General features: G+C 41.8%; 8 protein-coding genes and 2 pseudogenes. All 10 read right to left on the bottom strand.

What is annotated here, in order from left to right; genetic code table 11:
* Nucleotides 1-37: 37 nt before the first annotated feature.
* Complete coding sequence (locus tag L6469_RS11705; RefSeq protein ID WP_006283796.1) at nt 38-2,332, bottom strand: TonB-dependent receptor; 2,295 nt, start codon at nt 2,330-2,332, stop codon at nt 38-40.
* A 178-nt stretch (nt 2,333-2,510) separates the two neighbouring features.
* A pseudogene (locus L6469_RS11700) lies at nt 2,511-2,816 on the bottom strand (hypothetical protein); the annotation flags it as partial.
* Nucleotides 2,815-3,876 (bottom strand): annotated as a pseudogene (locus L6469_RS11695) (cysteine peptidase family C39 domain-containing protein); the annotation flags it as partial. The pseudogenes L6469_RS11700 and L6469_RS11695, both read right to left, overlap by 2 nt.
* A gap of 6 nt (nt 3,877-3,882) precedes the next feature.
* The gene (locus tag L6469_RS11690) at nt 3,883-6,381 is read right to left on the bottom strand and encodes a carboxypeptidase-like regulatory domain-containing protein (protein WP_162091569.1); all 2,499 of its coding nucleotides are present in this window, start codon (nt 6,379-6,381) and stop codon (nt 3,883-3,885) included.
* A 47-nt stretch (nt 6,382-6,428) separates the two neighbouring features.
* Nucleotides 6,429-7,205, bottom strand: a complete 777-nt coding sequence (locus tag L6469_RS11685; RefSeq protein WP_006283792.1) for a GLPGLI family protein — start codon at nt 7,203-7,205, stop codon at nt 6,429-6,431.
* 291 nt (nt 7,206-7,496) lie between these two features.
* On the bottom strand, nt 7,497-7,976 hold the full coding sequence (locus L6469_RS11680) for a hypothetical protein (RefSeq protein ID WP_006283791.1): 480 nt from the start codon (nt 7,974-7,976) through the stop codon (nt 7,497-7,499).
* Nucleotides 7,977-8,053: 77 nt separating this feature from the next.
* Entirely contained in the window at nt 8,054-8,206 is a 153-nt protein-coding gene (locus L6469_RS11675; protein ID WP_006283790.1) for a hypothetical protein, read from the bottom strand.
* An 11-nt stretch (nt 8,207-8,217) separates the two neighbouring features.
* Nucleotides 8,218-10,413 carry a peptidase domain-containing ABC transporter gene (locus tag L6469_RS11670; RefSeq protein WP_006283789.1) on the bottom strand — a complete coding sequence of 732 codons (2,196 nt, stop codon included), beginning with the start codon at nt 10,411-10,413 and terminating at the stop codon, nt 8,218-8,220.
* A complete protein-coding gene (locus tag L6469_RS11665; protein ID WP_006283788.1) occupies nt 10,413-12,716 on the bottom strand; it encodes an outer membrane beta-barrel family protein in 2,304 nt (767 codons plus the stop codon). Before L6469_RS11665 ends, L6469_RS11670 begins: the two co-directional genes overlap by 1 nt.
* A 2-nt stretch (nt 12,717-12,718) precedes the next feature.
* Nucleotides 12,719-13,750 (bottom strand): radical SAM/SPASM domain-containing protein, encoded by a 1,032-nt coding sequence (locus L6469_RS11660; protein ID WP_006283787.1) that lies wholly within the window; start codon nt 13,748-13,750, stop codon nt 12,719-12,721.
* Nucleotides 13,751-13,772: the final 22 nt, after the last annotated feature.

The raw sequence follows: 13,772 nt of genomic DNA, 5'->3' as shown, positions 1-13,772 counted from the left end.
ATCCTCTTTATCTTGTACGTGAATTTATATTTATCTGCTACTTCGTTGTTGGCACAATGCCTGCATCAGTATCAGAGTTATGAATACGTTGGTTCACCTCAGAGCCATGCTTTCCAAAGTTCAGGTTGAAATGAAAGTCTATGCCGAAAACTTTACATAGATTTCTCGACCATACCATTTGATTGTAAGGAGCAAGGTGGGAAAAATTTTCTACAGACATTTCATAACGTGAACTGAAGATGTTCTGCAACTGGAGTTCTATACCCCATTTTTCTCTATTGTACCCAAAGACTATACTATGTGATTTCTCATTTTTGTTAAGTGTCTCCCCCCACAGGCTATGAAAACTTGTCTCAAGATTGGCTCCTATGTACCAATTCTTGTACATTCCCATTAAGTTGGCGCGTACCCCCCAGTTGGTATGTGCATGCGTATAAGTATTGCCATTACTGATATAGCGATTGACAAATGGGGCTAATTGAATGGATATATAATCCTTCCAAGGTCGTATTTTTAGATTTATTTGAGAGTTCAGTCGATGGAAGCCTCTTTGATTGGCATAACTCCTAACATAGAGGCCATTCGTGTAGATTGTTTCTTCCATATATGGCTTGTTGTCATAGCTGTAACGGGTAAACCATTCTGCACTGATATACTTTGTTCCTACGCTAATTGATAGTTCATTAGAGAAAAAACTGACCGCCTGTAGATTTGGATTTCCACGGCGTATTTGGTAAATGTCTATGTGCTGTTCAACATCGCTTAATTCGGCAAGTGAGGGTGCGTACCCTCCCATGTAGGCTTTGTAGCGTATTGACAGATAATTGTTGAAACGGTATCCCAGCTGAATAGTCGGGCGAAATATATATTTTACCTGTTTTGCATTTCCTTGGCTGGCATAGGTCCTCATTACACCAATACCTACCGTATAATCCAGTTTCCCTAACGTTGAAGCCCATTCTCCAAAAGCATAACTCTCAGCTGTATTCATCTTAACGCTTGAGGATGTGTTTCCATCATATGCGTTTTTTGTGTACATCTGCTGATGTCGCAGACCGAATGACAACCGCGAATCCTTGATTTTCTGCTCGTAAATAACTTCAGCTATGGCCGAATATTTATTCCCATCGACATGGGAAGTTATTTCCTGCACAGCATTCCCCTGAGATTGGCGATATAAACGGTCGTTTTTAGTATAGATATATGTTCCTATCAGGTCAAAGAACAGATGCCTATCCTTGGTAAACTCATGCTGATAATAAATATCTAACGATGGATTGTTGCTCCTTGACTTGGTGCGGTCCTTGATATCGAATGTGTTGCTGGCCTGAATAAGCCTGGAGTTTCTGTCAGATACCGCATGAGGGGTATTGTTATATAAATCACGAAAAGTAACACTCAATATGTTTCCGCTATGTATGTAATCGTAGCCAATGGATAGATTGATGTTATCGTATCGTGCCTTTGTCTTTTGCCCTATCTCATAGTTGCTGATACCGGGTGTCGTTGCATTGAAGGCCTCCATGTTTTCACGTAACCAGTTTACATTACGCCGATTCCAGTTTACAGATGCCTTGAAGTTTGAATTACCTACATGATAATTACCCGATAGCTGATAATCTCCTATACCTAAAGGATTGATAGTGTTCATCAACTCTCCGGAGATGCTTCCTCCATTCTTCTTTTCCTTTAAAATAATGTCAATTACGGCAGCTACATTTCCGTATCTTAGACCAGGATTATCATGATATTCTATTTTCAATACATCTGCCGGCAGGAGAGCCTTCACCTCCTGTATCTCCGCCTTTACGCCATTAATACGCAATTCTACGGCATCCCCCATAGTAGTAGTTACCTTACTGTCAAGCGTATTTACTGAGATGCGTGAAAGCTGAAGATGCTGCAACAAACCTAAACCATTGCTTGATGTTTTTCGCTGAAGCTGATTAGGGATGATAATTTGTCGGTCAGTTTTTTGTGTTACGCTATTGGCTGTCACGGTTACACCATTAAGCATCTTACTGTCCGGTTCCAACACTATTGTACCCAACGATAGGTGTTTAGAAATGTTTTGGCATTTAACTTCCTGCGTAGAATACCCTACAAAGGATATCCTTATTCTATAGTTCTCTCCTTCATGCGTATTCAGTTCAAAGCCGCCATTTATATCAGTTACCACTCCACTAATCATCTTATTTTCGCTTTCACGAAATAACGAAACCGTTGCAGCTGGTAATGGTTGCTTGTTTTCATCTACTACCGTTCCCGTAGTTTGTGCAACAAGGATACCGGAGCAGCCAGACATGAGCAATGTGAGAAGTTCCTTTTTCATAAACATTATCTTATTTATTATATGCATTGTCTTATTATAATTTTGGAGTCGGCATCATGATATGCCGACAACTTTTCTTGTCTTTCGATGTTGCAAATGTATTGTCTTCTCCAAATCTTTTCACTACACAAAAGTGTAATTCTAAGTTTATTGGCTTAAATATTACACAAAAGTGTAATCATACAGCCTTGCAAAGTTCACCATACTTTGAAAAGAAACCCTTGATACCTCTTTTACTGGAACATACAGGAACGGTCTCCGATGTCAGGTAGTCTATGGATTTTCCTATTTGGCGTGTGCCAAATCCCAAGACCTTCATTACTTTCAATAGTTTGCTGTCAATCTCTGCAATCATATAACTGTACTTGTCCTCTACTATCGGCTTTACAGCCAATGCCATTAACCGCTTGAACAAAGTCAATGTAGATATTCCCGAATCTTTAGCAATAGCAAAGCGTCCAATATGCCAATATTCCGCATATTTTGTATGTCTTATTGTTATTGATAGCTTGTTGCTCAAACAACTCATAGTCAATAACCTTACGACGGCGCAAAAACAGTGCCATCCATCCACCATACAGAATACTTCCAATAAGAAATATTAAGAAGATGAGCCTGTTATAGACCAACAGCACACAACCGAACACAGCAAAACTGATAAGGGAAAAAGCCACATTTAACGTCTGCTGTGTCAGGAATGAGTTAACCCGTGAATGATCACCGATACGCTGCATCAAGTCACCCATCAGCTTTGTGTCGAAGAACGACATAGGAAGTTGAAGCAACTTAATAAAGAAGTCGCTTACCAGTGAGATATTGATGCGCATGGAGATATGCAGCAAGAGCCACCTACGGATAAAATCAACCGATGTCCGGCTGAGTGTGATGACAAGTTGCCCTATCAATATTAGCCAGATGAAACTTATATCTTTGTTCTTAATGCCAATATCGACAATGTTCTGGGTAAGGAATGGCAATGCAAGTTGTAGAAGGCTTCCAACAAGCAAGCCAAGTATTATTTGGAAGAAATACTTACGGTATTGCTTGATATAGCCGAATAAGAACTTGAACGGCTTTTCTGTTCGTGTTTCATGTTCGTTGGTGTTATCGTAAAAAGCCTGTGTAGGTTCAAGAAACATGGCAATTCCTTTTTCATCTTCTCCTTGCCCCGTTTCAATCCAATGCTGTTTGAACTCATCCATAGTGTAAGTTATCAGTCCTTTTCCTGGGTCGGCTATATAGAACTTTTGTCCTTTCTTTACCTTATATAAAATAACAAAATGGTTCTGATTCCAGTGCAGGATACATGGTAACGTTGCTGAGGATAGCTCGTCTATAGTTAAACGACCACTAATAGTATATAATCCAATTTTAACGGCTGCGTCTCTGATGCCGAGAAGGGACACACCTTCAGTAGTTGCAAAACAAATATTCGAAAGATAATCCTGACAAAATGTCCTTCCATGATACGCACATATCATTTGTAGGCATGCGATCCCGCATTTCATACTGTCATATTGCTTAATATAGTGTATCTTTTTCATATAGTATTATAACTTATAATATACTGAAAAAAACAACTCGCGTCCACGAATGCGGTTAGTGGAGGTGCTGCTGGTGAGGTCGCTGGTGATGACGTATGAATAGGTGTCACGGTTCAGCAGATTGTTGAGCGAGAGAGTGAGATCAAGACGCTTTGACTTGTAACTGGCTTTGATGTCAGCCAGAAAGAAGTCTTTGTAATTTCCGCTGGTAATCTCGTTGCGGTAATACTCGCCTCGGAGGTCGATAGTGAACGGGCTTACAGGAATGATGATGGAGAGGTCTTGCTTCCAGCCGTCAGTTTTCAGCGAATAATCCATCGACTGGATTTGCATACGGCTCTGATTGAACGTGAGGCCATAGCGCAGATGCATATCCTTCCAAAAAGAGAAGTCGAGACCTGCGCGGACGTTGAGCATCTGACTGTTGTAGTCGGTCATTATTCCGTTTTGAAGCATCGAGGCATCGCTGTTAAGATACAAGGCACGGAGATTGACAACGCCATTCCAGAGGTTGATGCCCTTGCTGGCTATCAGGTTGGCTTGCCAAGAGTCAGACTTGCTTTCCTGCTCTACAGCAGAGAGGATGATGTAATCGCCCACGAACTGGCGTGTCGGTGTGTAGGGCGAGGTGCTGAAAGTACGCGATACGGTCAAAATGGTGTGCAGGGCCTTCAGTGCATCGTTATAGTTGATGCCGCCACGGATTGCCTGCGTATGGCTATGCCGATAGCCCGCATATCCTCGGTTGATATACTGGAAGTCCTGCAATACCAGTGAACGGTAGAAACGACTAGCATCCAAAGGCTCCACGGACGCAGAACCACCCAACGAAAGACGCAGACGGGGCGTGACATACCATCGGATGCTGAGGTCTGGCATGAAGAGCATTTGGTGATGACCGTTGTCGTGGCTGTATTTCTCGTAAAGGTATTCCGTTGTAGGGCTGAGTTCCACATTAATGTCGCGCGTCTTGTAGGTTATATTCGGCTGCATATAGATGCGGGCAAAAGAGAAACGGCTGTTATCTGCCAACTGTCCGATGGTGTCGGGAAGTCCTGTCAGATCAGACTCCAGACGATGCAAGGCTGCATTCACACCCGCTTTGAGTGAGAGGCTGAATCGTCCGAGTTTGATACCACCCATAGCATAGGTGTCGGTGCTGTATCGCTGACTGCTAATGTACTGATAAAGTGAATCTACGGACAATGACTGCGGACGGCTGATGATGCGGTTATTGGAATAGAACGAAACAAGGCGGTTGCCGTACTTGCGGATGATATACAGATTGTCCTTGATATCGTATTCGGGCTTGCGGGCAAACTGATTATGGTTGGATGACCCCGACTCATTAAGCCACTGGCGGCTCCATGTGAAATCTTCCGAAAGCGAGTTCTTCAGATATTGGTTGGTGCTGTTGCGCTCATACTTCACCAGTGCATATAGTTCGTTGACCTTTTGCAGATAGTCCTTGCGATTGTCGATGATGCGGTTACCGTCTGGCAGGAAATACTCCGTGCGCCTTTCACCCTCTGCCGTTTCGCGGTTGTTGTTATAGATTATCTGTACGTTCATCTGCGACGACTCATTAAACCGTTTCAGTGTGTTGAGCGTGACGGCATGGCTGCGGTTGAACATGGTGCGGCTTTCGGCAAGGTTGGGTGTCGTAGGCGGTGACAGTTGGATATAGTCGCCTTGACTTTCCAAATCGTCGAAGTTGAATAGACTCGTTGTTTCCTTGCTGATGTCCTGCCCCGTGTTGTTGGTCTTGTAGGTGAGCATGGTCTGGAAATCTGACTTCAACCGCAGACCAAAGCCCTCGAATTTCCATAACCCTGTATGGCTGCTGATGCCTGCCCCTCCGTTGAACGACGTCACCCAATGGCTCTTGGCTCCCTCCTTCATACGGATATTCACTGCCGCCTCGTCGGTATAGGTGAAGTCCTCCAGCACACGGATGGATTGATGGTTTCTCATCACCTGCACGGAGCCCACATCCACCTGTGGCAGTGAGTTGGTGGCTATGCCGTACTTATCTCCTAACATATCCAGTCCCTCAATATAGAACTTACTGATGGGCTTACCCTCATACTTGATCTGTCCGTTCTGCTTGTTCACCTCGAAACCAGGGATGCGGGAAAGCACATCGCCGATGTTGCAGTCGTTCTGGTCGGCAAAGGTCGCCACGTTGTATGTCAGCGTGTCGCCATGCTCACGTACCTTACTTGCCTTGACGGTCACCTCCTTCAATGTTACGCTTTCCTCCTGCATCACTATTCTCAACGGTTTCTCGTTTGACAGATTATCAATGCGCTGTTTCTTGAATCCAAGCATCGAGACTTCCAGATAACTATCGGCATTTGCTTCAATGGAGAACGAGCCTTTGCTATCGGTCTTGCCAAAGCGTATCATCTTATTCGTGCTATTGCTGCGCACTTGGATGATGGCACCCGTCAACGGATCACCGTTTTTGTCGGTGACCGTTCCCATTATCCGCATCTGCGCCATTGCCAAAAACGGAAAGAGACAGCATAATATAATGATAAGGTGTCGCTTCATTCCAGTTCCATCGTTGGGGTTATCTTCGTATTTGCAGGATAGAAGTTGGGATTCATTTTCATCTTCAGCAACTTCTTGCGCTCTACAGGCTGAAATTTATATTCCGCAAAGTTGTAGAACGTGACGGGCGAAAGGTCGCTGGTTATGATGCCACAAGCATTTATCTTCATGTAGCCATCACATTCTGCCTGCAATATGATTCCTGGCAGTCCGTTCAGTTTCCACGGCCCAAGGCTCACTGGGATTCCATCAGCATACCATACAGCCCACTCTCTGCCACGAAACTTCGTAACGGCCTTGTGGCACTCATAGCCGATAATAGTCCGCACAGAATCCTCGTAGATTTCCCAATCCATCGTTGGCGTTTCTTCCTCAATAACATATTTGCTACCAAATACACTGGTATAAACCGACACCTTGCCTACCGATAGATTCCAATACAAGTAGTCACTATGACAGGGCGAACTTGGACGCCGTTTGCTGGGGTCATCGCGGTGCATGGCCTCTTCCATCATCTCGTTCAATGGTATCTGGCTGACTGTCGGGTCTGGTGATGCACGGAGCGAATCATCCCGTAATTTGCCAACGCTGAAATACTGGCTTACGTTCTTTCCGCAACGAAGGACAAACATATCTTTATCACTTTTATGCGTAACTATGTATCTAACTTCTAATATAGATGATTCTATAGGGGTTGTACTTTGAGCTGAGAGCTTTGAAACAAGTCCCACCTTCACAAGCATAATCAGAGTTAATAATATATAATTCTTCATTTATGTATTGTTTTTTTATGTTGGGTACTCTCATGTTATTAAATAATGAGGGTACCCAATTGATACATTAAAGATGATTAGCAGTACTTATTAAATTATATTATAGATGTCATTTCTTTTTCCACTTATTTTGTAAGCGGATAATACATATTGTATTATTGAAATCATGTATTCCATTTAATATTATGTATTTACTTTTTCGTTTGCAAAAATACTTAATGTTTTTATTATTTCCACTACCCAATAGGGTAATTAGCAATTGTTATGCTCAACAATTACCCTTTTGGGTAATCATGCAGAATTACACAATCCTAGATAATGTTGATAAAAGGGAGTTATCCCTTTCTGGCTTGCATATATTGGGATAGTCTCTGAGGATAGATAGTATATTGATTCCCCCAAATTAATAGAATGAATACCTAATGCATTGACAACTTTCAACAATTTAGCATCAACTTCCGCCACCATATATCCATATTCGCTTTTCATTATAGGCGTTACAGCATAAATCATGAGTTGCTTAAATAAATGAACAGGAGAAATACCAATAGATGAATCAATTGCAAATCTTCCTATATGCCAATATTCCGCATATTTTTCATGAGATATTGCCTCTAAAGGATTTATACCATACATCCTTTCTATTGGAAGTTCTTTTTTTCTATCCCATTTGAAAACTCTTATAGATCCTATCATTTTATGATCGTATCGAGCTATATATATATTAGATGTATCGGAATATAACGCCTTTTCTTCATTATATACAGTCATATAATATTTGTTTTTTATCCAGTCTAGTCTGTTTTACAGAGTTCCGGAGTCTGTTATATTTTACATATCAATTTTGTTCACCTTATAATGTAGAAAGCAACAAAAGCCACAGCAACTAATAAAGTTGCTATTATTGCCATACCATATCGAATTAATACTGGTGGTTTCTCCATCATGATGTTGCGAACTTTATCGCTTCGGATATCTTTCTTCTCAAAATCTTTAGCCATATTCCTATTGTTTAATTTCCTAATTCCAACTGGTTTTTAACAAGATTATAATACGTTCCTCTCTTTGCTGTCAGGGACTTGTGATTTCCAGTCTCAACCACCTTGCCCTTATCCAAGACGATGATCTGGTCAGCATTCTTTACTGTACTCAGACGATGCGCTACTACTATGACTGTCTTATCTATATAGAACTTATCCAGATTCTCAACGATGGCACGTTCATTGCTTGCATCCAAAGAATTTGTCGCTTCATCAAGGAAGATGAACTTCGGATTCTTATACACTGCGCGAGCAATCAAGATACGCTGCTTCTGACCTTGGCTTAATCCCATTCCGTCCCTTCCAATGTTTGTATTGAACTTCAACGGGAGAGCCATAACAAAGTCTTTGACATTAGCGATTTCGGCAGCCATTTCAAGTCTTTCCTCATCTATCTCGCCATCATCAACCGCAATATTCCTTGCAATAGATTCAGAGAATATGACACCATCTTGCATGACAACACCACATTGCCGTCGCCACCATTTCAAGTTATATTCGGAAATGTTGTGCCCAGCAATCATTATTTCACCATTCATTACCGGGTAATACCCCAGCATGAGTTTTATCAGTGTGGTCTTGCCACTTCCTGATGCCCCCACGATGGCTGTGATTTTCCCCTCTGGGATATGTATGTTCACGCCCTCAATGGTCTTCGACAGGGCATGAGGATCATATTTGAAGTCAATATTGCTCAATTCTATATCATGACTTTCATTGTCAAACTCTGCTCTTGAACGATTGTAATCTTCTTCATTGTCCTTTTTGTGAATCTCATTGATGCGCTCAAGGCTTATCTTTACATCCTGTATGGAGTATATGAAATGCATAAGTTGCTCTATGGGGCTGTTCAACTGACCTATTATATACTGCACGGCCAGCATCATACCAAGTGTAAGGCTTCCATTAATGACTGCAGTAGCCGAAACGACAGTTATGATGATATTCTTCAATTCATTAATAAAAATGCTTCCTGCCTCCTGCGCTTGTTGGAGTTTCAGACTCTTCATCTGAATGTGGAACAAGTCTGCCTGTACATCCTCCCATTCCCATCGTCTGCGCTGTTCGCAGTCTTGCAACTTTATTTCTTGCATGGAAGTGAGAAACTGGTATGTCTTATTGTTATTGATAGCTTGTTGCTCAAACAACTCATAGTCAATAACCTTACGACGGCGCAAAAACAGTGCCATCCATCCACCATACAGAATACTTCCAATAAGAAATATTAAGAAGATGAGCCTGTTATAGACCAACAGCACACAACCGAACACAGCAAAACTGATAAGGGAAAAAACCACATTTAACGTCTGCTGTGTCAGGAATGAGTTAACCCGTGAATGATCACCGATACGCTGCATCAAGTCACCCATCAGCTTTGTGTCGAAGAACGACATGGGAAGTTGAAGCAACTTAATGAAGAAGTCGCTTACCAGTGAGATATTGATGCGCATGGAGATATGCAGCAAGAGCCACCTACGGATAAAATCAACCGATGTCCGGCTGAGTGTGATGACAAGTTGCCCTATCAATATTAGCCAGATGAAACTTATATCTTTGTTCTTAATGCCAATATCGACGATGTTCTGGGTAAGGAATGGCAATGCAAGTTGTAGAAGGCTTCCAACAAGCAAGCCAAGTATTATCTGGAAGAAATACTTACGGTATTGCTTGATATAGCCGAATAAGAACTTGAACGGCTTTTCTGTTCGTGTTTCATGTTCGTTGGTATTATCGTAAAAAGCCTGAGTTGGTTCAAGAAACATGGCGATTCCTTTACCCTCGTTGTCTCGACCCGTTCCTATCCAATGCTGTTTGAACTCATCCATAGTGTAAGTTATCAGTCCTTTTCCTGGGTCGGCTATATAGAACTTTTGTCTTTTCTTCACCTTATATAAAACAACAAAGTGATTCTGGTTCCAGTGAAGAATACACGGTAATGTTGCTGAGGATAGTTCATCTATAGTTAAACGACCACTAATAGTATATAATCCAATTTTAACGGCTGCGTCTCTGATGCCAAGAAGGGATACCCCTTCTTTAGACGCGCAACATATACCAGATAAAAAATTTTGATTATACCTCTTACCATAGTATTTGCATATCATCTGAAGACAGGTGATACCGCACATCATTGCATCCGATTGTCTGAAGAATGGAAATCTTTTCATTATAATCGCTTCTTTTCATCAATACCTGCACCCACTCCCCTGTACTTGCTTCGGGTAGTATTGAACTTGTAGCGGAGGGTGAGCACAAGTTTCCGCGTATCAGCATAGTTCCACTTGTAAATGTCTCTGTTGCCATAGCGCATCCAGTTGGAGCCGCGATAGGAGGCAAACAAATCCCGCCCTTGTACATTTAGAGAAAACTTGTCATTGAAGAAACCTTTGTAAATACCAATGTTTACTCCACCTGTCTCTGCCCATTCTATATTGGTAGAATGGCCTTTTGACATATAATCCATGTCAATATTGATGATGAAGTCGTGGGGCAACTGGATGGAGTTGTTGAACTTCAGAAAAAACAGAGGTTTGTTGTAATCACGGTCCCCCGCAGAGAAATTTTGACGCATCATGCTTAGGTCAAGCATTGGGTGCCAGCAGCCAAACTTCGGCGACAGCGTAATGCCCGAGGAAATGGTCTGATAGTGCGAGAGGTTACGAAATGTGAAAAGTGTTATCTCGTTGTCCTTCTCGTATGGTTCGACACACTGGTAGAAAGCATCCTTTGTGTACCGCCAATTGAAGTAGAAGCGCAGCCATCGGTAGGATACATTTGCAGCAATTGTGTGGAGATATGAGGGCTGCACAAGGGGATTGCCGCTTTGATAAGTGTAACGATTGTTATATTGGGTGTTGCTGCTCAAAATGCTATATGACGGACGGCGTGCTTTGATGTTGTAACTCAGATTTGCCGATGCGTTTTTAATGGGAAACGAGACTGAAAGATGAGGAAATAGGTTGTCGTAGGTCTTGCTTTGTTCCGCCACATATGCATCGTGGTCGTAATAGTCTGACACAACATGTTCATAACGTAGACCACCAACCACATGTAGTTTGTTCATCGTGAATGTATAGGAAGCGAAGGCTGCGATATTGCTTTCTTTGATTTTATCATCCGAACTTGTCGGGAGATTATTGCCATAGGCATCTATCTGGTAGATATTCTTGCGGTCGATGTCCGTGTATTCGCTGCCAATCTGCAAGTTGCCTTTCCAAACAGGTACGCTCAAAACTAACTTGGATGCATATAGCCTGCTGTCGGCTGCATAGTGTGTGGTCAAGGCTCGTTCGCTGTCTGGCGTTTCTCCAGTCTCTTGTGAGTTTTGTGTGTTACCGTTCTTTCTGTAATATGCCTCGCCGTTCCAGTCTATGTCAACCTTGCCGATTTTTCCTTTATAGTATGCAGTGATGTCGTTGGTCGGACGCTTTCTTCCAGTGTAGCTGAAAATGTTTAATAGCCTGTCAGCCTTGGCTCCGTCCCTTAACACGTCCATACTGGTTACCCAACCAGCCTTGCTGTAAGTGGGTGTGTTGCTGGTGAAGGTTGCTCCAAAGGAATGTTGCTCGTTGATGTCGTAATTGAAGCCGAGAGTACCCTTGAAGTCCTCGTTTCGTGATTTGATGATAAGGTCTTCAATGAGTTCAAGTGTATGTTCTCCGTTCACCGTTTGGTCGTTCCACTGCTCTTGGCGGCCATGAGACAATCCATAATATAATGAGCCGAACAGGTCAAAGTTGTAATGTCGGTAGTTGATGTCAATCTGTTCCTGTAAACCGTTTTGGTGGGCTTGGCTATACACTTGGCGATAGGCTACGCCCAGACCGTCGCCAAGTTTCTTGATGGTCTTAATTTTAATCACCGCATTAATGGTGACATCGTAGGCTGCACCTGGTTCAGTTACCAGTTCCACGTTCTTGATGTCTGTAGAGTTTAGCCTGTCAAGTTCCGACAAGTCCTGTAGTTTCTTTCCATTGATGTAGATGATGGGAGTACCTTTGCCGAATACTTCAATACCGCCCTGTTTCTTCGTGATGCCAGGAATATGAGCAAGCACGTCCTCGGCAGTACCGATTTTGCCCAGAACTGTACCCTCCACATTCGCAATTATTGAGCCGTCCTTAGTCTGGAAGTGAGGTCGCTCGCCTTTTACCGTCACTTCTCCCAGCATCTGCGAGTCAGACTGCATCTGTATGTCGCCTATGTTTCCCTGATGTGCCTTGACATATTTTGTTATAAATCCTACGCTCGACACTTTGAGCAGCCCTTCAGAGTTGTTTGTTTCAATGGTGAAAGTTCCGTCCTCTCTCGACACCGTCCCCCTCACGAAAGTGGAGTCAGCTGGGTTTAGCAGCATAATGTTGGCAAATGCCAAAGCTCCCTGCTCTTCATCAACGATTTTACCTTTAATGCTCTGAGCAGAAATATCTGTTTTTATGAAAACAAACAGTAATAACAACCAGATCCTCATAGCTAACCAAAAATCTTTTTGTGTAATAGACTCAATTTGAAGTTATACATTAAAAATTGCTCTATGCTAAGCCCTAATCCATCCAAAATGCAAAAATTATCATTTCTGTTTTTTAATAACTTTTGGGTGCATGCTCCATAACAAGTTCCAAATAGAGGACAGTTTTCACACCTCTTAGAAGATAATGTCTCATCATAGCTTTGAATTTTTTTGTTCTCCCATTCTATAGAACCGTCAACCGTATTTAACTTGCCTAAAGAATGTGCATCATCAAAAGCGGATATTGTTGAACACTTGAAAACTTTTCCATCAAAGTTGATTAATACCTGATTTTTGTACTCTGCAAAACACATTCTTCTTGGATTTAAAGGGTAACAATCCAAGATAAATCCCAAGTCTATACCCTTTTGTATAACTGACAACAGGTCTTCAGAACATATATCACAGGAGGGAACTTGCCAAATTTTTCTTAGCATTATATAAACTTTTTTGCGATTGAGATCATTCAATTTCGCAAAGATGCTGTCTATGTTCTTTAGTGTATCAGCATCATAGTTTATACGAACCCAAATTTTAGATTCAGGAATATTATTTTCTATCTGATGAATATTGTCTATTGCAAGTTGAAATGTGTCAATTCCCTTTAACACCTTTACTTTGTTATGCTGTTCACAATTCCCGTCAAGCGTTATTTGGAACATACAATTAAAATTCTTAAGGTAGTCTACTATATTTTTATTTATTAAAGTGGCGTTTGTCGTGAAATCGGCAGTCAATTTTATACGGTTCGCCAAGCAAAATTCTTGTGCAAAAGACAAAACCTGCTTAATTGCTTTAAAATTCATAAAAGGTTCCCCGCCAAAGAAAGAAAGTTTTAGAATCTCATATGCTTCTTTGTGGTAATGAAGTTCTATGTTCTTCTTGATTGCCTCCAAGATATCAACCTTTATCTGACTACCTTTGAATTTACTTTCATAACAATACCAACATCTTAAATTGCAGTCCAATGTGGTATTAATAACAATGTGATACATATTAATATTGTCGACTCTATTA

Source organism: Segatella baroniae B14 (assembly GCF_022024235.1).
Classification (GTDB): Bacteria; Bacteroidota; Bacteroidia; order Bacteroidales; family Bacteroidaceae; genus Prevotella; species Prevotella bryantii.
Note: the sequence above shows the minus strand (reverse complement) of the source record. Positions and strands in the feature narration are given on the sequence as shown.